The organism is Mycetohabitans sp. B2, from assembly GCF_021733735.1.
Lineage (GTDB): Bacteria > Pseudomonadota > Gammaproteobacteria > Burkholderiales > Burkholderiaceae > Mycetohabitans > Mycetohabitans rhizoxinica.
Genome location: NZ_JAHKSP010000001.1, coordinates 73,250 through 96,518, shown reverse-complemented (window position 1 = coordinate 96,518; position 23,269 = coordinate 73,250). Strand labels below are relative to the sequence as shown.

The following is a 23,269-nucleotide window of genomic DNA, read 5'->3' as shown; positions in this document are numbered from 1 at the left end:
GTGAATCGCTGGGGTGGGCACGGCCAGTTCTGACTCTCCCGGCGCCCTCAAAAAGAGGACGCCTCCCCGCTACGAACACCCGACCGATTAGATCTTCTTTGCTTTTTCGAAGGCTTCGTCGATCGTACCCACCATGTAGAACGCCTGCTCCGGCAGATGATCGCACTCGCCATCGACGATCATCTTGAAGCCGCGGATCGTTTCCTTCAATGGCACGTACTTGCCGGGCGCGCCCGTGAACACTTCTGCCACGTGGAACGGCTGCGACAGGAAGCGCTGGATCTTACGCGCACGGGCCACCGTGAGCTTATCTTCCGGCGACAGTTCGTCCATTCCGAGAATCGCGATGATGTCGCGCAGTTCCTTGAAGCGTTGCAGCGTCTGCTGCACGCTACGCGTGATCGTGTAGTGCTCCTCGCCAATCACGTTCGGGTCGATCTGGCGCGACGTCGAGTCGAGCGGGTCAACCGCCGGATAGATACCGAGCGACGCGATGTCACGCGAGAGCACGACGGTGGCGTCCAAGTGGCCGAACGTGGTCGCCGGCGACGGATCGGTCAAGTCATCCGCCGGAACGTATACGGCCTGCACCGATGTGATCGAGCCGGTCTTCGTCGACGTGATGCGCTCCTGCAGCTTGCCCATTTCCTCGGCGAGCGTCGGCTGGTAGCCCACCGCGGACGGCATCCGGCCCAGCAGCGCCGACACTTCCGTACCCGCCAGCGTGAACCGGTAGATGTTGTCGACGAAGAACAGCACGTCACGGCCTTCGTCACGGAAGTGCTCGGCCATCGTCAGGCCCGTCAACGCCACGCGCAGGCGGTTGCCCGGCGGCTCGTTCATCTGGCCGTACACCAGCGCGACCTTGTCCAGGACGTTCGAGTCCTTCATTTCATGATAGAAGTCGTTCCCTTCGCGGGTCCGCTCACCGACACCGGCGAACACGGAGTAACCGCCGTGCTCCTTCGCGATGTTGTTGATTAACTCCATCATGTTCACGGTCTTGCCCACGCCGGCGCCACCGAACAGACCCACCTTCCCGCCCTTTGCGAACGGGCAAATCAGGTCGATCACCTTGATGCCCGTTTCAAGCAGCTCCGTCGATGGCGACAGTTCGTCGAACGCCGGGGCCTTTTGGTGGATCGAGCGCGTGTTCTCGTGCGAGATCGGGCCCGCTTCATCGATCGGCCGGCCGAGCACGTCCATGATCCGGCCGAGCGTCGGCGTGCCGACCGGCACGGTGATCGGGTTGCCCGTGTTCTTCACCGTCAACCCACGGCGCAAGCCTTCGGACGATCCCAAACAGATCGTGCGCACGACGCCATCGCCGAGTTGCTGCTGGACTTCGAGCGTCAGATCGCTGCCTTCCAGAATCAGTGCGTCGTAGATCTTCGGCATTTGCTCGCGCGGGAACTCCACGTCGATAACGGCGCCGATGCACTGTACGATCTTGCCTTCTACCAAAGCAGTAGTACTCATCGCATTTCCTTTAGATACTTGATTCTTTCCCCGCGCGCGGCGCGTGGTTCCGGGCTTCGTCCAGGCGTGGCTCAGACCGCCGCCGCACCACCGACGATCTCCGACAGTTCCTTCGTGATCGCTGCCTGCCGGCTCTTGTTGTAGACGAGCTGCAGGTCGTTGATCACCGTTTTCGCGTTATCGGATGCTGCCTTCATCGCCACCATCCGCGCCGATTGCTCGGATGCCATGTTCTCGGCCACGGCTTGGTACACCAGCGCTTCCACATAGCGCACCAGCAGGTCATCGACCACCGCCTGCGCATCGGGCTCGTAGATGTAGTCCCATGACGACTTCGGCGTTGGGGCTTCATCCGCGCGCTTCTCGAAACGTTCGTCGGTCAACGGCAGCAGTTGCTCGATCACCGGCTCCTGCTTCATCGTATTGACGAAACGTGTGTAAGCCAGGTACACCGCCGACAACTCGCCTTGCGAATACCGATCAAGCTGGACCTTGATCGCGCCGATCAACTTCTCCAGGTGCGGGGTATCACCCAGATGCGTGACCTGCGACACGACCTTGCCGCCGAAGCGGTTCAAAAAGGTGAGGCCCTTGCCACCGATTGCAGTTGACTCAGTCTTGATGCCCTGTGCGTCGAGGTCCTTGAACTTCTGCACCAGCGCACGCAGCACGTTCGTATTCATGCCGCCGCACAAGCCCTTGTCGGTGGTCACCACGATGACACCCGCCGTCTTCGCGCCGACGTTCTTCACCATGAACGGGTGACGATACTCCGGATTCGCCCCGCTCATATGCGCGGCAATATCGCGAACTTTGTCGGCGTACGGACGAGCCGTGCGCATGCGCTCCTGCGCGCGTCGCATCTTCGACGCGGCCACCATTTCCATCGCCTTGGTGATCTTGCGCGTGTTCTGCACGCTCTTGATCTTGCCGCGGATTTCCTTCATGCCAGCCATTGCTTACTCCTTGTCCGAAGCGGCGCAGCCCGTCGTGACGTTGCACGATGTAGGCCGCATTCTGTCCGCATTCCCGAGATCAGTAAGCGCCGGACTTTTTGAAGTCCTTGATCGCCGCATGCAACGCGGCTTCATCGTCCTTCGCTAAGTCCTTGTTGTCTTCGATACGCTTGATCAGCGCGGCATGGCTGGTCTTCAGGAACTCGCCCAGGCCCTTTTCGAACGGTAGCACGTGCTTCACTTCCAGGTCGTCCAGGTAGCCGTTGTTCGCGGCAAACAGCGCAACCGCCAACTCCCAAACCTGTAGCGGCTGATACTGCGGCTGCTTGAGCAGTTCCGTCACGCGACGGCCACGCTCGAGTTGCTTACGGGTCGCTTCGTCTAGGTCCGATGCAAACTGTGCGAACGCCGCAAGCTCGCGGTACTGCGCCAAGTCAGTACGGATGCCGCCGGACAGCTTCTTGATCACCTTCGTCTGCGCCGCGCCACCGACCCGCGACACCGAGATACCGGCGTTGATCGCGGGGCGAATACCGGCGTTGAACAAATCGGTTTCCAAGAAGATCTGGCCATCGGTAATCGAGATGACGTTGGTCGGCACGAACGCAGTTACGTCACCGGCCTGCGTTTCAATCACCGGCAGCGCGGTCAGCGAACCGCTCTTACCCTTCACTTCGCCGTTCGTGAACTTTTCGACATATTCCTCGGACACGCGGGCCGCCCGCTCGAGCAGACGCGAGTGCAGATAGAACACGTCGCCGGGATACGCCTCGCGGCCTGGCGGACGACGCAGCAGCAGCGAGATCTGGCGGTACGCCCACGCTTGCTTGGTCAAGTCGTCATAGATGATCAGCGCGTCCTGACCGCGATCGCGGAAGTATTCGCCCATCGTGCAGCCGGCGTACGGCGCGATGAATTGCATCGCGGCGGAATCGGATGCCGACGCAGCCACGACGATCGTGTAGTCCATCGCGCCATGCTCTTCGAGCTTGCGCACGACATTCATGATCGACGACGCTTTCTGGCCGATCGCGACGTAGATACACGTCAGGTTCTTGCCCTTCTGGTTGATGATCGCGTCGACGGCCACGGCGGTCTTGCCGGTCTGGCGGTCGCCGATGATCAGCTCGCGCTGGCCACGGCCGATCGGCACCATCGAATCGATCGACTTCAAGCCGGTCTGCACCGGCTCGGACACCGACTTGCGCCAAATCACGCCCGGCGCAATTTTTTCGATCGCATCGGTGGTCTTCGCGTTGATCGGACCCTTGCCGTCGATCGGGTTGCCCAACGCGTCGACGACGCGGCCGATCAACTCCGGGCCGACCGGCACCTCGAGGATGCGGCCCGTCGTCTTAACCGTGTCGCCTTCGGAAATGTGCTCGAATTCACCGAGAATCACCGCGCCGACCGAGTCGCGCTCCAGGTTCAGCGCCAAGCCGAACGTGTTGCCCGGAAACTCCAGCATTTCGCCTTGCATCACGTCCGACAGGCCGTGGATGCGGACGATGCCGTCGGTCACGGAGACCACAGTTCCCTGATTGCGAACGTCAGCGTCGGCCTCCAGTCCCTGGATCCGGCTCTTGATCAGCTCGCTGATTTCAGAGGGGTTGAGTTGCATAATCGCTCCTGATGTTCAATTCTGTTGCGCGTCGCGTTAGCGTGACGCTGGCGGACCGCAATTCGGTTATGCGGTCAACGCCGTTTGCATCGCCGCGAGCCGCGCGCGGACCGAGGTATCGAGCACTTCGTCGCCAACCGTCACCCGCACGCCGCCGATCAGTGCAGGCTCAAGCTTCACCGTCGGCTTTAGCTTGCGCTGAAATTTGCGCTCGAGCACCGCGACTAGATCGGCAAGCGACTGCCCATCCAGCGCAAACGCACTCTCGATGGTCACGTCGGCCGCACCTTCCTGTGCATTCTTCAATGCATCGAACTGGGCAGCGATTTCGGGCAGCAACGGAACCCGGTGGTTCTCCACCAGCATCTGCACAAAGTTCTTCGCGGCAGGCGAGTCCTTTACCGGCGACTTCAGCGCGGCAAGCAGCAGGTCGACGACCTGCTGGCGGCCCACCTTCGGGCTCGATACAATCGACAGCACCTCGGGAAGACGCGCAACCTGCGCCAACTCCTGCACCAGTGCGGACCAGGCGGCCAGATCGGCGGCACGATCGGTGGACGCTACGCCAAACAGCGCCTCGGCGTACGGACGGGCGATGGTTGCTAGTTCGGCCATGATCAGAGCTCGGCTTTCAGTTGGTTCAGCAGCTCGACGTGCGCGTTCTGGTCAATTTCGCGCTTCAAGATCTGCTCAGCACCCTTGACGGCCAAGGCGGCGACATCGCCGCGCAATGCGTCGCGGACCTTGACCACTTGTTGCTCGGCTTCGGCCTTCGCTTGCGCGATGATCCGCGCCGCTTCAGCCTGTGCGTTGCGCTTGATCTCGTCGGCCATGAGCTGCGCGCGCTTTTCCGCCTCCGCGACGCGCTGCTGCCCTTCATTGCGCGCGTTCGCCAATTCCTGATCGATCCGCTTGTGGGCCGCCTCGAGTTCCGTCTTGCCCTTGTCGGCGGCGGCCAGCCCATCGGCGATCTTCTTCGCACGTTCGTCGAGCGCGCTGATCAGCGGTGGCCACACGAACTTCATCGTGAACCACGCGAGGATCAGGAACACGACCATTTGCGCAATCAAAGTTGCGTTCAGATTCACGGTGTTTCCTTAACGATAGCTTTGCCGGAATTGAAAGCGGGCGCGTTCGCAGGACCTAGCGAAGCTCGCGCCCGTTTCTTCAATACGCCGCGCATCATGCGGCGCGTGGTAACCGAAAACCTTAGCCAGCGAGCTTCGACAGCAGTGGGTTCGCAAACGCAAACAGCATGGCCACACCGACGCCGATCAGGAACGCCGCATCGATCAGACCTGCAAGCAGAAACATTTTGGTCTGCAGCGGGTTCATCAATTCCGGCTGGCGCGCGCATGCTTCGATGTACTTGCCGCCCATCAACGCGATACCGAGGCAGGCACCGATCGCACCCAGGCCGATAATAATGCCGATACCGATGGCGGTCAGACCCTGGATGTTGGCGATGAAAGCTTGCATGATCACTCCTTTTTAAAAGACTCGAAACTAAAAATTTAAACTTGGTGAGCTGGAAACGCTTTAGTGAGCGTCATGTGCCTGGCCGAGGTAAACCAGCGTCAGCATCATGAAAATGAAGGCTTGCAACAGCACGATCAGGATGTGGAAGATCGCCCAGATGCTGCCGGCGAGCACGTGACCGACAAAGCCGAGCACCGTGGTGTCCGCACCAAAGCTCCAGATGCTACCTAGCAGCGCGATCAACAGGAACAGCAGTTCGCCTGCGTACATGTTCCCAAACAACCGCATGCCGAGCGAAACGGTCTTCGCGAGAAACTCGATGAGGTTGAGCAACAAGTTCGGTAACCAAAGAAACGGGTTCGAGCCGAATGGTGCCGACACCAGCTCGCGTACAAAGCCGCCGGGCCCCTTGATCTTCACGTTGTAATACAGCATCAGCACGAGCACGCCGAGCGCGATACCCAACGTGCCGTTCAAGTCGGCGGTCGGCACGAGCCGATGATGTGAAATCGTGTTCGACAGGCCGATCCATTCGATGATGCGGCCCGGCAGGTCAACTGGAATGAAGTCCAGCGAGTTCATCAACGCAACCCAGATGAACACGGTCAGTGCCAGCGGGGCGATAAAGCGGCGATTGCCATGGACGATTGCCTTGGACTGGTCCTCGACCATCTCGACCAACATTTCAATCGCGCATTGGAACCGGCCCGGAACCCCTGGCGTTGCGGCACGTGCAGCAATCGCCAGTATCACGATCGTGACGAGCCCCATCGCGATCGACCAGAACAGCGTGTCGAGATTGATGATCGAGAAGTCGACGATCGAAGTCTGGTGCTTCGTCGCGAAATTCTGTAAGTGGTGCTGGATATACTCGGACGGATCCAGATGCGTTCCTGCGCTAGCGGCCATGACGTGTCAATCCAATAAATCGAAAACTTGCTTCGTCGGGTACCGCACCGCTCAGCGCCATGCCAGCGCGAGCCAGTACGTTTTCAGCGCAATGAGGTAGGTGACAAGCAGCGCGAGCCAGTGGACGTTCCGATACAGCATCGCGGTCACAACAAACATCGCGACCGTCGACGCGATCTTGACCGCCTCGCCCAGCACCCAGGCAAGAATGCTCTCGGTGCTGCCCTTCCTCCTCAGGCGTGCCGCGAACAACGCACTCGGCACCCAGCATATCGCCCCGCCCAACACCGCGGACAGCGCAGCATGACCCGGCGACTTTGAAAACAGCCACCACGCGAGCGCCGCTGCCAGGGATACAACCATTTGCGCTGTCACGACCTTCGTCGGCGTGACGCGCGATGGACGGCTCACCTGCGGCCCGAACATTCGTTCGGCTTCGCCCCGGGTGAGCGGAACGATGTCGTTATCTTCCAGCTCGTCGTCCCGATCGTTGTGCGCAGTGGCAAGCCGGTTTGATGGCTTGCAAGGCGATGGCGCCGAACCCGACGCAACGGCCGGATCACGCTCGTTTTCCGGTACGCCGGTTGTCATCACACATCCTCTGCAGCCCCACCACGCTTACACGCGCCTTTCGGGGTAGGCAAGCTGATAAATCCGGGCGATTGTAAGCGATTGTTGCAGCGTATTCAAGGCTTTATTGCCGCCGGCACCCGTGCGTCCGGCCCGGCGTGCGCAATGTACGGTGTTGCTTTGCCTTAGCGTTTTCCTTACTACACGCTGACGCGGGGCATGCGTCATGGTGCACGCCTGCGCTACAACAACATCCTCCCCAGCAACAACGCAAGCACGTAAAACGGCAACGAAATCACGTGAAAGTACCACCAGCTGCCATGCGAGCCGACCAGGCGCATCGCAATGAGGTTCGCTAGCGAACCGATTGCGATGCCAAAGCCGCCGACGCTGACGCCGAATGCGAGCGCGCGCCAATCTTGCGAGTACTCGGCGAGTATGATCGCCGCCGGCACATTGCTAATGAGCTGCGACACCAGTGCGCCGGCAAGGTAGGCCGGCCCCGGCCGCGTGAGATCGGCGTCCGCCAGCAGTCGGTGCACGATCGGCAGCAACGCGGCACTGCGCAGCACGATAAACATCAGCACGAAGATCAGCAGCAACAGCCAGTCGATGCGCATCACGATGTCGCGCCGCCACGCTCCTAAGCCCAGTGCCACCAACGCAAGGCCGATTCCGGCATGATGTGCGTCGGCCAGCGCCACGAAGCCGGCGAACGAGGCCGCGGCGGCGCAGAACAACGGCCGGTCAAGCGTGCCTGGCAATGGATCGCGTGACAGGTCCAATGGCCGCGCGCGGCATGTCACTAGCGTCAACGCCACCAGCACGGCCATCAGCGCGGCGCACAACGGCGCAAGCGCGACGATGAACGCGACGAACGACTCGCCGCTGCGCTGCCACAGAAACAGGTTCTGCGGGTTGCCGAACGGAGTCAGGATGGAGCCGGCATTGACCGCCAAAGCCACGAGGACGACCAGGCGGCCGACGGGCAGCGGCACGAGCGCATGCAGCGACAGCATCAGGGGAACGATCACAAATAACGCAACGTCATTGGTGAGCAGCGTCGACAAGCCGGCGGCGAGCAGCACGAGCAACACCGCAAGGCCACGCTCACTGCGGATGCAACGCACCAGGCGATGCGACGCCCATGTCAGAAATCCTGAATATTCGACGGCTTTGGTTAGCATCAGCAGACCGGCCAACGTCATCACGGTTTGCCAATCGACCCGGGCCGGCATGGTGCGCCAGGGCTGCGGGTGAACACACTGCAATAGCGCGAACACCGTGACCAGCGTCGCCAGTATGGGCTCCTTAGCAAGCCCGTGGCACACCACCACGATGACGCGACGAAGCCGGCGATATGCGCCGCCCACGCCGCGTGGCATAGCGACGGACTGCGCAGAGCCGGCGCCCTGCTTGCATTGCACGCGGCGCGACGGCGCTTCGTGACGCGACATCACGCAGTCGCGTCGCGACGCAGGCGTGCCAGGATGCCATCCAATGCGTCGAGGCTACCAAAGTCGATTGTCAGCTGCCCACGACCACGCCGACCCATCTTAATCCTGACCGTGGCCGCAACCAGGTCGGACACCTCCTCCTCGAGCCGCATAATGTCACGGCTGCGCTCCTGGCTCGCTCGCTTGGCCGATGGCGGGATCTGCTTGGCGGTGGCCGCAACCAGCTTCTCCGTTTCACGGACCGACAAGCGGCGGTTGACCACCTGGTTCGCCAACGTAATTTGGGTCGCCCCATCCACGGCCAACAGTGCCCGGGCATGTCCCATGTCGAGATCGCCCGCCAACAGCATGGTCTGAACCGGCTGCGCCAGATTGAGCAGTCGCAGCAGGTTCGACACCGCGCTACGCGAGCGTCCGAGCGATTCGGCCGCTTGCTCGTGCGTGAACTTAAATTCGTCGAGCAGCCGCTGGATGCCCTGCGCCTCCTCGAGCGGATTGAGATCCTCGCGCTGGATATTCTCGATCAGCGCCATCGCGGCCGCCGCTTCGTCCGCGACCTGCTTGACTAGCACCGGCACCTCGTCGAGGCCGGCGAGCCGTGCCGCGCGAAAGCGTCGCTCCCCGGCAATAATCTCGTAGCGCTGCGCTGCCACCGGTCGCACCAGAATCGGCTGCATCAGCCCCTGCGCGCGGATGCTCGCAGCGAGCTCCTGTAATGCGCCTTCGTCCATCCGCGTGCGCGGCTGATATTTGCCGGGTTGCAGCCGGTCCAGCGGCAGCACGCTCGGCGAGCCCTGTTGCTTGACGGCTTCAGTAATGTCGGCACTGCCCCCGAGCAGTGCATCGAGGCCCCGACCTAATCCCTTCTTCTTGACTGCTGCGTTCATCGTCATCCCTCGCGACGCGGCTTCGCCGCGACGCCTGTTTCACCCGACCTGTGCCTGCGCAAACAGGCCTTAAAGCGCACGCACGCGCTCGATCATTTCCGCACCAAATTGCAGGTATGCCTGGGCACCCCGTGACGCACCATCGAATACGATACCCGGCATCCCATAGCTGGGCGCCTCGGCCAACCGGACATTGCGCGGAATCACTGCATTGAATACCTTGTCGCCAAAATGCTGCTTCAATTGGTCTGATACCTGCTGTTGCAGCGTGATTCGTGGATCGAACATGACCCGCAGCAGGCCGATCACGGTCAGCTCGCGATTCAGGTTTGCGTGAATTTGCTTGATGGTATTGACCAGATCGGACAATCCCTCGAGTGCGAAGTACTCGCACTGCATTGGGATGATCACACCATGCGCCGCGCATAAGCCATTTAAGGTCAATAACGATAGCGCCGGTGGACAGTCAATCAGCACAAAGTCGTAAGCATCGGCGACCTTGGCCAGTGCGTCCTTGAGTCGTCGCTCGCGTTGCGGCGCGCTCACAAGCTCGACCTCGGCCCCCGCAAGCTCACGATTTGCCGGTAACACGTCGTATCCCGACGTCGGCGCGCGGGTGCAGGCATCGGCGATTGCCACGCCGTCGACCAATACCTCATAGACAGTGTTAGCGCAATTGGCCTTGTCCACGCCACTGCCCATCGTCGCGTTGCCTTGTGGATCGAGATCGATCAGCAACACGCGCTGTCCCTGCATCACCAGGCTCGCGGCGAGGTTAACCGACGTCGTGGTCTTGCCAACTCCGCCCTTCTGGTTCGCGATACAAAAGATCTTGGCCACGGCTTGCTGGCCTGCGGGGCTTGTCGCGTTCACCACGCGCGACTCGGCCAGGGTGTTGTCAGCATCGCTCATTCAGGCTCCACAGCTATTTCAACAAGATGACGCTCAGCATTGAGCGACGGAACAGTCAGACGAATGACCTGGCGCACCGTCGCACCAGTCGGCAACCGGGCGATCTCCTCATCCGGACGCACGCCCTTCATGGCCCATAACGCGCCGCCTGGCCTGACCAAATGCCGAGCGAGCGTAACAAAATCGGCCAACTCCGCGAACGCGCGCGATACGATTGCATCGAATCGAACCGGCACGTCAATCTCAGCGCGCAACGCCTGCACGCGACCAGTCACGATAGACAGGTTCGACAAGCGCAAGCATCCCTTGGCTTGCTGCTGGAATGCGGTTTTCTTGTGCACGATATCGTTGGTCACTACGTCGCAAGACGGCATAGCGAGCGCGATCACGATCCCTGGCAGACCACCACCCGAACCGACATCAAGCAACGACGCTGGCGGACGGGACGCGATATATGGCACGATCGCCAGCGAATCGAGCAGATGCTGGATCACCATTTGACGCGGCTCGCGGATCGCCGTCAGGTTGTAGACCGCATTCCATTTCGTCAGCAAGCCAACATAGTCCAACAATCCGCCGATCTGTTCCTCCGACAGCGGAACGCCCAACTCAGTGGCACCACCACGCAACAATAGTTCAAGCTCGGGCCGTTGCGCCGCAAAATTTTCTGGCGCGCGTCGAGTTGCCCCACTCCCGGTACGGATCATTGCGCGGTAGCCCGAGTGGAGGAAGCGCCCGTTGTGGCATCGACGGCTTCTGGTTCAGTGAGAGGGGTATCCGCCGCCACTGCGCTTTTTTTCAGTGTCGAACGACCCAGGCCTTTCTTCAGATGAACCATCAACAGCGAAATGGCCGCGGGTGTCACACCGGAAATCCGCGAGGCTTGGCCGATGGTTTCAGGACGATGATGATTCAGCTTTTGGCAGACCTCAAACGACAACCCGCGGACCTGCACGTAATCCAAGTCTGCCGGCAACCGGGTATTCTCATGCGCTTCGTTCCGCTCGATTTCGCCTGCTTGTCGCTCGATATAGCCTTGATACTTGATCCCGATCTCGATCTGGTACTTGACTTGCTCAAGTAGCCCCGGATCGTCGACCAATACGTCGGGCGGTGCATAACGGCTAGCCTGCAATGCCATCAAGCCTTCATAGCTCACTCCAGGACGGCGCAACAAATCCGCTAGGCTGTATTCATGGTCGATCGGCTTGCCCAGCAACGCAACCGCGTCCTCCGCCGGCAACGTCTTAGGATTGACCCATATCGACTTCAAACGGGCTGTTTCACGTGAAACAGCTTCGCGTTTACGCGAGAATGCCTCCCAGCGCACGTCATCGACGACACCCAATTCCCGGCCGATTTCCGTCAGCCGCATGTCGGCATTGTCTTCGCGCAGGCTTAACCGGTATTCAGCCCGGCTGGTGAACATCCGGTAAGGCTCAGATACGCCTCGCGTCACAAGATCGTCAACGAGCACACCCAAGTACGCCTGGTCGCGACGGGGCACCCATGCATCGCGCTGCTGCACAAAGCGCCCCGCATTGATGCCCGCCAGTAGCCCCTGAGCGGCGGCTTCTTCATACCCAGTCGTTCCGTTGATTTGTCCGGCAAAGAACAATCCTGCGATCGCCTTCGTCTCCAGCGATGCCTTCAGCGCCCGTGGATCAAAATAATCATATTCGATTGCATAGCCCGGCCGTAGGATATGGGCATGCTCGAGACCTTTCATCGAGCGAATCAGGTTCAGTTGCACGTCGAACGGCAAGCTGGTCGAGACACCATTCGGATAGAACTCGTTTGTCGTCAGCCCTTCCGGCTCCAAAAAGATCTGATGGGATTCCTTAGTGGCGAATCGATGAATCTTGTCCTCAATCGACGGGCAGTAGCGGGGACCTACGCCTTCGATCACGCCGGTGTACATCGGTGAGCGATCCAGGCCACTACGGATGATCTCGTGCGTCCGCGCGTTCGTATGGGTGATCCAGCAAGACACTTGCCGCGGGTGCTGGTCCGCGCAACCCAGGAATGAGAATACTGGAATTGGATCCAGATTACCTGGTTGCTCTTCCAGCTTCGAGAAATCGATGGATCGGCCATCGATCCGAGGTGGTGTGCCGGTCTTCAATCGTCCCTGTGGCAGCTTCAGTTCTCTCAGACGCGCTGATAACGACACCGCGGCCGGATCGCCGGCGCGACCGCCTGTATAGTTGTTCAGGCCCACATGAATTTTGCCGTCCAGGAACGTGCCTGCGGTCAAGACAACTGCACGGGACCGGAAGCGAATGCCGACCTGCGTAACAGCGCCTGCTACACGGTCGCCTTCGATGATCAGGTCGTCAACGGATTGTTGGAACAACCACAGGTTCGATTGGTTTTCCAGACGGCGTCGAATCGCCGCCTTGTACAAGATACGGTCAGCCTGCGCGCGCGTCGCTCGAACGGCAGGGCCTTTGGACGAATTGAGAATACGAAATTGGATTCCGGCTTCATCGGTGGCAACCGCCATTGCCCCACCCAAAGCATCGACCTCCTTGACCAGATGTCCTTTACCAATGCCCCCAATCGACGGGTTGCAACTCATCTGGCCAAGCGTCTCGATGTTATGTGTCAGCAGCAACGTCTTCGCGCCCATCCGGGCGGAAGCAAGCGCGGCTTCGGTGCCGGCATGTCCGCCGCCAACCACGATGACATCAAATTCGGTGGGGTAAAGCATGATGATGACGCGCCGAGCAACCGTGCGCGCCCCTGTAAAAGAGATAAGGGAATCCACGAATTATAGCGGCTCAGCTACATTGATGAATTGATCCGCACGATTTATGCGCGAAAAAAGCGTCGTGTTTCACGTGAAACAACCGCAGAATCATCGCCGTGCCGACCCTAACCGCGAGGCCGGCCGCAAGGAGACGCTGCGCCGGCGGGTTTTTTGGCAAGGCTTAGGTATGTCTTGATCACGTGCAGATGTCTCAAACACGCGCGAATTCAATGCAAATGATGCTGCGATATACGCCGATCGTTCCACGCAAATGCACACCGCTCGCGACATTCTCGAGCACTGTATGGTTGGCCGTATTTCATTTACTGAAATGTACGGCCGGTGCCTCGCTTGACGGTATTGTGCGAACCGAGCCGATCGATGCACTGCCCACGACAGCGTGATCTCACCGCGCGTAGGTTGCAGCACGCCGGTCACAAGGTGAAATGTCGTCGATTTGCCGGTGCCATTAGGGCCGATCAACCCAAAGACCTCCCCCGCCTTCCATCCAAACGACACGCCGTTGACCGCGACCAGCCTGCCAAACTCCTGACGCGCATGATTGACCGACAATAGCAGTTCGCTGGCCGTCGGCTTTACATGTTACGGCAGCGGCGGCTGGGCCGACTGCGGCACACCGAACACAATGGCCTCGAAGTTGCCATTCTCGCCGAGCAACTTGGACGACAGCGACTGCAGCCCGTCCCGCAGCACCAGTCAGGATCGCCGCGCCAAGCACAGCGCCCCATACATGCGTAATGCCGCTAACAACGGCCATGAACCGGCACTCGACCCCATGGTCCAGACCAAAGGGCGTTGGATTGATTGACGGCACGCTACAAATGCACGTACAGGAAGCCCGAAATCGAGGCCAGCACCGCTGCATACACGAAAATCACGATCTTCATCCATGTCATGTTTACGCCCATCGCTTCAGCCATCGTCCCGCCGCAGCACAACGCGCGGATGGCACGTTCGGGCTAGGCTATTTAGCAAGTTTTACACCGACACGACCGTGGCCAGCACCACCATCCAGATTAGGTAGTCGATGCTGCGGCTACTATCCGGTATCCAACCGAATCACTCGAGCGCCGGCATGCCGTTGATCCCGTCGTACTTGCCCAGCCATTCCATACTGCTGAACAGAAAGAAAAGCGAAATACCTCAGGCTATCGTGTCCAGCGGCAGGCAGTGCCCAGACAGCCGCATCATGATGGCGCCAATCGCCAGTGCGGCGAGCGCTGCGATGACGACGCCGACCACTAGGCCGAACCATGGCAAGATCCATAGCGAGTGGTTAGGAACGCGGTCGCATAGGCGCCCAGCCCAACAAAGGCGGCTTGACTAAAGCTAGTCATGCCGCCTACGCCGGTCAACAGCACGAGCCCAATTGCGACAATGACATACAGACCGATATAGTGGAGTAAATAATCCAATATTCGGGCAACCGGGCCACATCGGGCAGCCGTTGATCATAATCGACTATTTATTTAATTCATTAATATTATTTCAGAAAAACCACGCGTCGTTTCCTCGATACTCAGCAGGCGAATGAGCATGTCGAGCATGCATTGCATTATCCGTCGATGACGCAGATAAGACAGCGAATCGGCGCGTGCCTTTAAATCGGATAGATATCACACTCTCCTCCATTTCGTGATTCCCATACGCTCGCTGCGCCAATACCGATCGTGCATCCGGCACACGCCCCTGTCACACCGCGTGACGCCGCCACCTAAATCAGGCTGAAATACAATCGGCGACAACGCAATTGTCTGATAAACGTCAATTGACGGCGCAAATAAAAAGCGCTGTTGGATACTTATCCAACAGCGCTTTCTTTTTCGGGCGCTTTGCGCCACTTGTCTCCTCGTTCTCCACCTGTAAATTCGGTGCGTTGAACGGTTTGAAGATTAAACAATCACCTGCCCAGCAACAACTAGCATTTACCCTAGTGGTGCATGATGCTCGAAATGGGTGCTTCCCATTACATTGCCATGATGCGCCACACCGCTGTTTCAACCGCAACGCCCGAGGCGCCGCGCAGGCGACGATCTCACGCACTACGCCGCGCCATTTCCGTGCGACGGTGCTGCCGCTTGCCGTGTTGCACGGCAAGCGGTTTTCCCGTCACGGCTTGCAGCGCAGCGGCTCGTTCATGATGGGCGGTTCTAGCCAGGCGCCCCTGCCTTAAGCCGCCGCGCCAGCTCCACCGCCACCCAGTTCAGCCGCGCAGGCTTCTCAAAGGGTTTCACATCGTATTGCTGGATCACCCGCGCCACGTCATCCTCGTTCGCCTCGCCCGTCACGAGCTTGCCGGTCAGCAGCAAAATGGGCGCGTCGCCGTAGCGCGACTGCCGGATCGACTGGATGGTCTGTTCGGCCGTGCCGCTCTCCAGTAGCCAGTCAACAATGAATCCGTCGAACACGTTCTCGCGAAGCGCCGCGCGAAACGTCGCCTCCGTGTTGTACGGCTGGGCAACATAGCCATGGGAATGGAAATACGAGCACATCTCGGCAGTCAAGAGCGGATCGTCATCGAGTATCGCTATGACCGGGCTCACCTCAGGCGCGCTTCGAGGGCGTATCAGAATCTGCTCGACCACGAAATAGTCGCCCCCCGGCGCCGCCTCAACCGGAAACACCTTCCATCGATTGCCGTCCTTGAGCGCAACAAACTCCAGCCCCGACACGTCATACGCCCGCTCTCCAATATCGGCTAGGCAACGATAGGTAGCATCGCCAATATAAAACACCGCTTCTTGCATCTTCGCGGCTATTGCGCTAACCGGCTCGCTTGAGTCGAGGCCATCGAGCAGCATCGCCGCAGACTCGCCATACGCTTGCGCCACCGCCTTGACCTGCGCAATGGTCCACGGATTGGCCCCCTTCATTTTCCGATGCGCTTGCGAATAGCTCAGCCCGAGAATGCGCTGAATCTCCGCCGCATGCTGACGTTTGCCAACACCATGCCGGTTCAGCAAATCATGAATTCGCATGGCAATCGCCAACGACTCTTCTGAAATCTTGTCTTCGCTTGAAAACATGTAATGTCTGGTTCGTCTGCTCGCCCCCAACCGGATGCCCAGATCCGCCGAGAGCCGGTTCACCAGCACGCAGCTTGGCGTGCCCGTCCCCGCAATGATGTAGTCCTACTCGCCGACGTCGCCACGAGCCGGCGATTGCTGCTGCGCTGCGGCTGGTTGAACAACAACGGCATAATGACACGATGATACGCTAAGCTGCATGAGCAGCCGCGCGGCAGGCGCCGTTCGGCCATTTACCGCACCCATCGTCGTGGAGAGATCAATGGCACGCAACATCGAGATCAAGGCCCGGGTTCCGAACATCGACGCGCTGCGCGAGCGCGCGGCGGCGCTCGCTAGCGGCGACGCCCCCCTGGTGTACCGCCAGCAGGATCACTTCTACGATGTGCCGCGTGGCAGACTGAAACTACGGCAGTTCGAGGATGGCACGCCAGCCGAGTTAATCTTCTACCAGCGCGATGACCGCGATGGCCCAAAGGTGTCGTTCTACCAGCGCTGTCCGGTCGCGAATCCGCACGCCACGCATGCGCTACTGGCTGCGGCACTGGGCACGCGCGGCATCGTCACGAAGGAGCGCACCGTCTACCTGGCCGGCCGCACCCGGATCCACCTGGATCGCGTCGACGGCCTGGGTGATTTTGTCGAGCTTGAAGTCGTGCTCGCGCAGGATGACGAGGAAGCGATCGGTGAGGCGGAAGCACTCGATATCTTCAGCAAGCTGGGTGTCTCCGACACAGACCTCGTGCCGCATGCCTATGTTGATCTACTGCAGGAACAAGTGACGACATGATCCAGAAACTCAGCACCGACGAGCGCGCAAAGCTCGGCTCGACATTGCCCGCGTGGCAGCCGGTCAGCGGCCGCGACGCGATTCGGCGCCAGTTGCAGTTCGCCGACTTCAACGCGGCGTTCGGCTTCATGACCCGTGTGGCGATTAAGGCACAGGAAATGAACCATCACCCGGAATGGTCCAATGTCTACAATCGGGTCGAAATTACGCTGGCCACGCATGAAGCAGGCGGCATCACCCCACGCGACATCGAACTGGCCAGGTTCATCGATTCAATCGCCGACGCGTCATGCTGTTGAAAGCTCGCGCGGGCCCTGCCTTTCATGAATGTTAGCGCCCGTTCAGCCGTATGTAAGCCTGCCACGCATCGCGTGCCGCGGGCTCTAGCGCGTCCTCCGGAATGGCGTGCTGACGCGTTACAATCAAAAGCGCATAAGGTTTCGATAGCGCGCTCGCCTCGTTGCCCAGGCGCAATTCATCGCCGGTGGACGGCGAGCGAGCACGCCAGTAGTTGATTGCAGCTTCTAGTTCGTGAATCGAGATATTGGACATCACGGGCCCTTGTGCAAAACGTGGGGCGTTGTCGCCCCGGCAGGCGGTCCAACCCATTGTACTTGAGCGACTTCCATGCGACTTCTCCTGATCGAAGATGACCGCCCCATCGCACGGGGTATCCAGAGTAGCCTAGAGCAGGCGGGCTTCACGGTGGACATGGTCCACGACGGCATTTTTGCGGAACAGGCCTTGACGCAGAACCGGCATGAACTCGTGATCCTCGACCTCGGTTTGCCGGGCATCGACGGCATGACGTTGCTGGCGCGATTCAGGCAGGCGAATCGCCATACGCCGGTCATCGTGCTGACTGCCCGCGACGAATTGAACGATCGCGTGCAGGGCTTGAACAGCGGCGCCGACGACTACATGATCAAACCGTTCGAGCCGGCCGAACTCGAGGCCCGGATCCGTGCAATTATGCGCCGCAGCGGATCGCATGGCGACATGCCGCGCCCGGAAGTGAGCCTTGGCGGACTGCGGCTATCCGGCGTCGATCGGCGCATCTTCAACGATGACAAGCCGCTCGAGTTGTCGCCGCGCGAGTTCGCGGTACTCGAGATGCTGCTGTTGCGTCACGGGCGCGTGGTCAGCAAGGCGCAGTTGCAGGATCATCTGACGCACTTCGGCGGTGACCTCGGCGACACGGCGATCGAGGTCTATGTGCACCGCGTACGCAAGAAGCTCGAGCATTGCCGCGTTGAAATCGTGACCGTGCGCGGCTTCGGCTACCTGCTTCAGGAAATCCGCCAAAACTCGTGACCCCTGCCAAGAGTCTGCGTCGCTCGCTGCTGCGCAAGCTGGCGGCGCCATTGTCGATGCTGGCGTTGATGAGCGGACTCATCGCGTACTGGCTCGCGTGGGAATACACCGAGCGGGTCGTTGACCGCTCGATGGTCGATCTGGCCAGCGCCATTGGACGGCAGGTCGAGCTGTCCGGACCGGACGCGCCGCGGACCGTGCCACCGCTCACGCATGCGATGTTTTCCGATCCGGCACAGCAGTTGATCTACCGTGTGAGCCGCGGCAACCAGCTGATCGCCGGCGACCCGGCATTGCCGCTGCACGGCACGCGGGTGCGCCACATGCGCTACGCGTACGTGTTCGATGCCCGCTATGGCGACAGCCTGGTGCGGGTGGCCCAAGTCCGGGTCGAACAGGTGAACGGCGATGCAATCATCATCGAGGTGGGCCAGCACGTCACACACGGCTACCAGATCGCCGCTGAATTCCTTGTCGCGATCATGATGCCGCTGCTGATTTTGCTATTCGCCGGCTGGGCAATCGTATGGCGCGTGGTCAACCAGCAGTTGAATCCGCTCACTGACCTGGCTGACTCGCTGAACCGCCAGACGCACCGATCGCTGGAGCCCGTAGACGAAACGCATGTGCCACTGGAAATCCGCCCGTTGACCCGTGCACTGAACGCACTACTCGATCGGTTGAAGGCGGCACTGGACGCACAGCGCAAGTTCATTGCCGATGCCGCGCACCAACTGCGCACGCCGTTGACCGCAGTCAAGCTGCATGCCGAACAGGCCAGCGTGGCCAAGGACAACACGACGTTGCGGCTTGCGCTACACGAGCTGCGCACCTCAGCGGACCGCGCAGTGCGCCTATCTAACCAATTGTTGTCGTTGGCCCGTGCGGAACCGGAGGAGCAAAACGCGCGATTCGTCGACATCGACCTGACCGAGCTTGCGTTCGACACTGGCGCGGAATGGGTGCCCCGGGCGCTGGCCGCGCAGCTGGATCTAGGCTTTCACTCCGATCCGCCACCGGATGGCAAACCGCTGATCGTGCGAGGCAATCCGGTGCTGCTACGCGAAGTCATCGGCAACTTAATTGATAACGCGCTTAAATATGTCCCACCGACGCGGCCCAGCGGCGGCGGCACCGTCACGGTCACGGTCACGGTCGGCCGTGTCGATGCCCTGTGCCACGATGCCGGATTGGCTGACGATCGCGCGAGCGCGGCCGTCGAACCCACCGACCTGCGCGGCTGGGCGGAAGTGGTTGTCGAGGATAACGGCCCCGGTGTGCCGAAGGCGCTGCATGCCGACCTGTTCAAGCGCTTTTTCCGCGGCGACGCACAGACCGGCAGCGAAGGGCCGACGGGCGCGGGCCTTGGGCTGGCCATCGTACGAGACATCATCGCGCTGCACGGTGGCTCGGTGCACTATGAAGATGCGCCAGACGGCGGAGCGCGATTCATCGTGCGCCTGCCGCTGCCTTCGTCGCACAAGCCTGGACACGATAACGCGCTGCTAGAGCCAGCCCACTGAGCCCCGGCGCGGCCTACGAATGTAACCTGGCCCGCCGTCGCGGGCGGGCCGCGTTCAGCGCTTTTTCTTCGCCGAGGCCGAATCGCCGCGCTGGCGACTGCCGTTACGCGGCTTCGCGTCGCCGCTGGCGGCACGCGGCTTCTTACCGCTGCCGGGCACCGGCGATGAGGATGCGAGCATCGTGCCACGGCACTTCTTTGCGCCGCACCGGCACTCATATTCCTTTTTCAGCTTCTTTGTCAGCCGCGCGTCGATGACCAGCCCATAGTCGTAGAACAACTCCTCATCCGGCTCGATCGTGCGGATTGCATGGATGAATACGCGCCCGTCGATCTCCTGCGCTTCGCAGTTCGGCGCACACGAATGATTGATCCAGCGCGCACTGTTGCCGTCGACCTTGCCATCGATCACTGTGCCGTCATCCAACGCGAAATAAAATGTGTGGTTTGGCTGCTCAGGATCGTGCGGATGACGACGCAGCGCTTCCTTCCAGGAAATGCGCTCTCCTTTATATTCGATCAGCTGCTCGCCCGGCGCAATCTTGCTGGTCGCGAACACGCCTTTGCCATGTACTCCAGAGCGGCGCACGGCGATCCTGCGTGAACTCATCGAATCGTCCCTTCCCGAAGAATCAACTGTGAAACTGCGCATCGTACACGTACACCATTGCGCTGTTCAACGCGGGCACGCATCGAATGCATCGAGGATCGCACCAACGAGCCGTGCTGCGCATGTCCCACAGTCCGAGGTCTGCCGGCGTGATGCGGCCGGCCGGTTCCACCACGCTCGCCTCGCCGATGCCTAGCATGCCGGCCCTGGACAACGCCAGTTAGCCCATGGATCGTGTGCCAGTCCGTAGCCCGGCCCTGCGACGCTGAATACTGGCACATCGACAAGATGACGATCCGGTTCGCAAGCATCACATCGCGCAGTCGGAACGGAGAAAAGAGGACGTTCATCGCGGCACGATTCCAGGTAGTGGCACACTGTGCATGAGCATAGTATAGGGGCAGGCCGCGCGCCGGCTGCAACGCGCCGCGCGCCCGGCCCTCGCCATGCCTGGCGCCAGACGCTGCGGCCACGACATGGCGGTGCCCGCCCTCAGGCGGCTTGCGAGAAGATCTTCCAGGTTCTCTTTTGTGTGGGTACGTCAGCTTCTTCGAAGACCGAACAATCGAGCCGCAGATCGGTGTCGCCCATTGACAGATCGAGCAACTCGCACCGGTGCGGTGTCTTCTTCGGAGTTTTGCTCGGCCCAAAATGAGTACATGAGACACACATCCGATGACGCGGAATATGGTCCTTCTCCTGCATCTGCCAGATCATCTTCAACAACGAGCGATAGAAGTGCGATTGCTCCTCCGGGCGCAGCACACCGAGCGCATGCCCGATGAAGTCGGGCCATTGCAATGCCTTCTTGGCAGCCGTCTTGCCACGCGCACTCAGACGCACCGCGAGCGCCCGCCCATCGTCCAGCGCGCGGCGCTTCTCGACCAAGCCCTTACTCTCTAGGGTACTGACCGCATCGCTGGTGGTGGCCGGTGTCAATGCCGTCTCACGCGCGATCTCGCCCAGACGCATCGGTCCCTTACGCTGCATCAGCAACACCAGGATTTCTCCCTGGGTTGGCGTCAGACCCGCGCCTTCTGCCCAGCCCCAAGCCTGGCTGCGCATTGCCGTACTCAGCCGCAGCAACCCATGGGTAATTCGACCGGTTACCCTATCGCCGTAGACCCCTTCGCTCATAGTCGTGTTTTGCAATCCATCCAAGATAAATATAAAGACGGGAACTTGCAGCGATACACTGCGGCTCCCGCCGTCCGGTTCACTGCCGGCGCAGCGCTGCCGTGCGCCAGGACGCCGACAATAAAATTTCGTACCACGATGTTCCGATGGCCACGTTACCGGGTCGGCGTGTCCATTCTATGCGAGCCTGGATGATAGGTCATGTCGCGCGCGGACATAAACTGTGGATAATCCAGTGGAAAAACGGCGTTGATCACGGTGCATCGATTCTGCACAAGTGCCCGACGATAGTAGCAAGCCAACATTTGTTCATCGCGATCCACCGTGGCAACACCGTCATTCCTATTGTTATTATTTTCGTAACGCATTGATATAATGTTGTTTTTTGTGGTTTTCCACGCTGCGGGCACACCTTTGTTAACGACTATTACTGTTGTATACAACAATACTAATCATCCTGGTGAGGATGTCGAATCGAGTTGACTACAGTGTTAAGCGCGAACATTTCCAACGTTTACCAAGCTTTCCGGACGCCTACATATAATGGCGGACAACAATAAATCGCCGAGTTTCCGTGGGGCTATTCGTTATTCAGCAAGTCGATCCGGGCGTGACCACCACGCGCCATACAGCCGGGATTGCGAAACAATTGCCGACACAGCGATAACGGCAACGCAGCGATGTAAAGGTAACGCGGTGATGTGTCAGCCCCGCCAGCGCAACGTCTGCTGCCGCACCACTTCGGGCAGCGACTGTTCCTGCTCGAAGACGTTGCGCAGCCACGTTGCATCGTTTTCGCCGCCTCGCGCGATTCGCTCGATGTCAGTCAGCGCGTCGATCGAGCCCAGCGCGCGTGCATGCGGCTCTAGTGCGGCGAGCGTTGTCAGGATATCTTCACCGATCGTGCGCCGCTCACGGGTCTGTGGATTGACAAGCACACCGGAAAGTCCGAAACGGCATGCCTCAAAACGGTTGAACGTATAGACGAGATAGTCGTCCTCGGACAGCGTCAGCGGCCGATCGAGCAGTAAGTAACGCGCAAGCGCCTGGATATACGCCGCAATTGCTGCAGCCCGATCGATGGACAGCGGCGTATCCATCACGCGCACCTCAATGGTACCGTAGCCGGGCTTCGGCCGGATGTCCCAGTAGAAGTCCTTCATGCTGTTCACCACGCCGGTGCTGACCATTTTCGAGAAATACGTCTCGAAACCTTCCCAGGTCAGCTCGTACGGCGCGCGGCCCGAGAGTGGAAAGGCAAATACTGAATTGAGCCGCGCCGAATGAAATCCCGTGTCCACGCCCTGCACGTACGGCGATGAGGCCGACAACGCGATGAAATGTGGAATGTACCGCGACATTGAATGCAGTAGAAACAATGCACTGTCCGCGTCCGGGCAGCCGACGTGCACATGCTGGCCGAACACGGTGAATTGCTTGGCCAGATAACCGTACAGTTCCGATAGGTACTGGAACCGCGGCATGTCGAAGATCTGCCGCTCGTTCCATTGCTGGAAGGCATGCGTGCCGCCGCCGCATAGCCCGACATTGAGTTGATCGGCCGCAGAAACCAGCATGTCACGGATCACGCGAAGCTCGTCCAGCGCTTGTGCATGGGAGTGGCAAATGCCGGTCGACAGTTCGATCATGCTTTCAGTGATCTCGGGTGTGACCGCGCCCGGGGCCTTTTGGACCTTGATCAGCCGCATCAGGTCGGATGCGGCCTTGGTCAGGTCATAGTCGTGCGTATTGACGACCTGGATCTCCAACTCGACGCCGAACGTGAACGGTTCCGAATTAATGAAGGGTTCGAGTGCCATGATCAAC

Annotated in this window: 23 protein-coding genes and 2 pseudogenes; 5 read left to right on the top strand and 20 right to left on the bottom strand. The window is 60.1% G+C overall.

The features are described from left to right. Positions 1-87: 87 nt before the first annotated feature. The 14 genes and pseudogenes from atpD to KPG66_RS00360 all read right to left on the bottom strand — a co-directional run. A complete protein-coding gene (atpD, locus tag KPG66_RS00425; RefSeq protein ID WP_013433911.1) occupies positions 88-1,479 on the bottom strand; it encodes a F0F1 ATP synthase subunit beta in 1,392 nt (463 codons plus the stop codon). 71 nt (positions 1,480-1,550) lie between these two features. Further along, positions 1,551-2,435 (bottom strand): F0F1 ATP synthase subunit gamma, encoded by an 885-nt coding sequence (atpG, locus tag KPG66_RS00420; RefSeq protein WP_013433910.1) that lies wholly within the window; start codon positions 2,433-2,435, stop codon positions 1,551-1,553. A 79-nt stretch (positions 2,436-2,514) separates the two neighbouring features. Beyond that, positions 2,515-4,056 carry a F0F1 ATP synthase subunit alpha gene (atpA, locus tag KPG66_RS00415; protein WP_237069696.1) on the bottom strand — a complete coding sequence of 514 codons (1,542 nt, stop codon included), beginning with the start codon at positions 4,054-4,056 and terminating at the stop codon, positions 2,515-2,517. Between the two features lie 66 nt (positions 4,057-4,122). Continuing rightward, positions 4,123-4,671 carry a F0F1 ATP synthase subunit delta gene (locus tag KPG66_RS00410; protein WP_013433908.1) on the bottom strand — a complete coding sequence of 183 codons (549 nt, stop codon included), beginning with the start codon at positions 4,669-4,671 and terminating at the stop codon, positions 4,123-4,125. Positions 4,672-4,673: 2 nt separating this feature from the next. Then, entirely contained in the window at positions 4,674-5,144 is a 471-nt protein-coding gene (locus tag KPG66_RS00405; RefSeq protein ID WP_013433907.1) for a F0F1 ATP synthase subunit B, read from the bottom strand. A gap of 121 nt (positions 5,145-5,265) precedes the next feature. Beyond that, on the bottom strand, positions 5,266-5,535 hold the full coding sequence (atpE, locus tag KPG66_RS00400) for a F0F1 ATP synthase subunit C (RefSeq protein ID WP_041752938.1): 270 nt from the start codon (positions 5,533-5,535) through the stop codon (positions 5,266-5,268). A 60-nt stretch (positions 5,536-5,595) separates the two neighbouring features. Then, positions 5,596-6,444 carry a F0F1 ATP synthase subunit A gene (gene atpB, locus KPG66_RS00395; protein WP_013433905.1) on the bottom strand — a complete coding sequence of 283 codons (849 nt, stop codon included), beginning with the start codon at positions 6,442-6,444 and terminating at the stop codon, positions 5,596-5,598. Between the two features lie 51 nt (positions 6,445-6,495). Next, positions 6,496-7,035, bottom strand: a complete 540-nt coding sequence (locus KPG66_RS00390) for an ATP synthase subunit I (protein ID WP_041752937.1) — start codon at positions 7,033-7,035, stop codon at positions 6,496-6,498. 221 nt (positions 7,036-7,256) lie between these two features. Further along, the gene (locus KPG66_RS00385; protein WP_442929383.1) at positions 7,257-8,399 is read right to left on the bottom strand and encodes an SLC13 family permease; all 1,143 of its coding nucleotides are present in this window, start codon (positions 8,397-8,399) and stop codon (positions 7,257-7,259) included. A gap of 71 nt (positions 8,400-8,470) precedes the next feature. Next, positions 8,471-9,358 carry a ParB/RepB/Spo0J family partition protein gene (locus tag KPG66_RS00380; protein WP_041753960.1) on the bottom strand — a complete coding sequence of 296 codons (888 nt, stop codon included), beginning with the start codon at positions 9,356-9,358 and terminating at the stop codon, positions 8,471-8,473. Between the two features lie 69 nt (positions 9,359-9,427). After that, positions 9,428-10,198 (bottom strand): ParA family protein, encoded by a 771-nt coding sequence (locus KPG66_RS00375; protein WP_041753959.1) that lies wholly within the window; start codon positions 10,196-10,198, stop codon positions 9,428-9,430. Between the two features lie 68 nt (positions 10,199-10,266). Continuing rightward, positions 10,267-10,977: a 16S rRNA (guanine(527)-N(7))-methyltransferase RsmG gene (rsmG, locus tag KPG66_RS00370; RefSeq protein ID WP_237069694.1), complete on the bottom strand. Its 711-nt coding sequence runs from the start codon at positions 10,975-10,977 to the stop codon at positions 10,267-10,269. Beyond that, positions 10,974-12,983, bottom strand: a complete 2,010-nt coding sequence (mnmG, locus tag KPG66_RS00365) for a tRNA uridine-5-carboxymethylaminomethyl(34) synthesis enzyme MnmG (protein ID WP_237069693.1) — start codon at positions 12,981-12,983, stop codon at positions 10,974-10,976. The genes rsmG and mnmG overlap by 4 nt, the downstream gene beginning before the upstream one ends. 274 nt (positions 12,984-13,257) lie before the next feature. After that, positions 13,258-14,508 (bottom strand): annotated as a pseudogene (locus KPG66_RS00360) (ABC transporter permease subunit); the annotation flags it as partial. A 285-nt stretch (positions 14,509-14,793) separates the two neighbouring features. Here KPG66_RS00360 and KPG66_RS00355 point away from each other — a divergent pair. Further along, a complete protein-coding gene (locus tag KPG66_RS00355; protein WP_013433891.1) occupies positions 14,794-15,216 on the top strand; it encodes a hypothetical protein in 423 nt (140 codons plus the stop codon). Here KPG66_RS00355 and KPG66_RS00350 read toward each other — a convergent pair. Continuing rightward, complete coding sequence (locus KPG66_RS00350) at positions 15,194-16,069, bottom strand: helix-turn-helix domain-containing protein (RefSeq protein ID WP_272907001.1); 876 nt, start codon at positions 16,067-16,069, stop codon at positions 15,194-15,196. The genes KPG66_RS00355 and KPG66_RS00350 overlap by 23 nt on opposite strands. A gap of 262 nt (positions 16,070-16,331) precedes the next feature. On the opposite strand from KPG66_RS00350, the gene KPG66_RS00345 reads away from it, so the two are divergent. Next, positions 16,332-16,859 (top strand): class IV adenylate cyclase, encoded by a 528-nt coding sequence (locus KPG66_RS00345; RefSeq protein ID WP_013433888.1) that lies wholly within the window; start codon positions 16,332-16,334, stop codon positions 16,857-16,859. Beyond that, a complete protein-coding gene (locus KPG66_RS00340) occupies positions 16,856-17,158 on the top strand; it encodes a 4a-hydroxytetrahydrobiopterin dehydratase (protein ID WP_013433887.1) in 303 nt (100 codons plus the stop codon). The genes KPG66_RS00345 and KPG66_RS00340 overlap by 4 nt, the downstream gene beginning before the upstream one ends. Positions 17,159-17,189: 31 nt before the next feature. Here KPG66_RS00340 and KPG66_RS00335 read toward each other — a convergent pair whose 3' ends face one another. After that, on the bottom strand, positions 17,190-17,411 hold the full coding sequence (locus KPG66_RS00335) for a DUF3717 domain-containing protein (RefSeq protein WP_041752933.1): 222 nt from the start codon (positions 17,409-17,411) through the stop codon (positions 17,190-17,192). A gap of 75 nt (positions 17,412-17,486) precedes the next feature. Here KPG66_RS00335 and KPG66_RS00330 point away from each other — a divergent pair, with 75 nt between their 5' ends. Next, positions 17,487-18,173, top strand: a complete 687-nt coding sequence (locus tag KPG66_RS00330; RefSeq protein WP_013433885.1) for a response regulator — start codon at positions 17,487-17,489, stop codon at positions 18,171-18,173. 56 nt (positions 18,174-18,229) lie between these two features. After that, positions 18,230-19,696: a sensor histidine kinase gene (locus KPG66_RS00325; RefSeq protein ID WP_083813488.1), complete on the top strand. Its 1,467-nt coding sequence runs from the start codon at positions 18,230-18,232 to the stop codon at positions 19,694-19,696. Between the two features lie 54 nt (positions 19,697-19,750). Here KPG66_RS00325 and KPG66_RS00320 read toward each other — a convergent pair whose 3' ends face one another. From KPG66_RS00320 to KPG66_RS00305, 4 genes and pseudogenes are all read right to left on the bottom strand, one after another. Next, positions 19,751-20,305: an SET domain-containing protein gene (locus KPG66_RS00320; protein WP_041752931.1), complete on the bottom strand. Its 555-nt coding sequence runs from the start codon at positions 20,303-20,305 to the stop codon at positions 19,751-19,753. Positions 20,306-20,429: 124 nt separating this feature from the next. Beyond that, positions 20,430-20,655, bottom strand: a pseudogene (locus tag KPG66_RS00315) (oxidoreductase); the annotation flags it as partial. 142 nt (positions 20,656-20,797) lie between these two features. Beyond that, complete coding sequence (locus KPG66_RS00310; RefSeq protein ID WP_237069691.1) at positions 20,798-21,442, bottom strand: MarR family winged helix-turn-helix transcriptional regulator; 645 nt, start codon at positions 21,440-21,442, stop codon at positions 20,798-20,800. 704 nt (positions 21,443-22,146) lie between these two features. After that, positions 22,147-23,262: a YbdK family carboxylate-amine ligase gene (locus KPG66_RS00305; RefSeq protein WP_041752929.1), complete on the bottom strand. Its 1,116-nt coding sequence runs from the start codon at positions 23,260-23,262 to the stop codon at positions 22,147-22,149. Between the last annotated feature and the right edge of the window lie 7 nt (positions 23,263-23,269).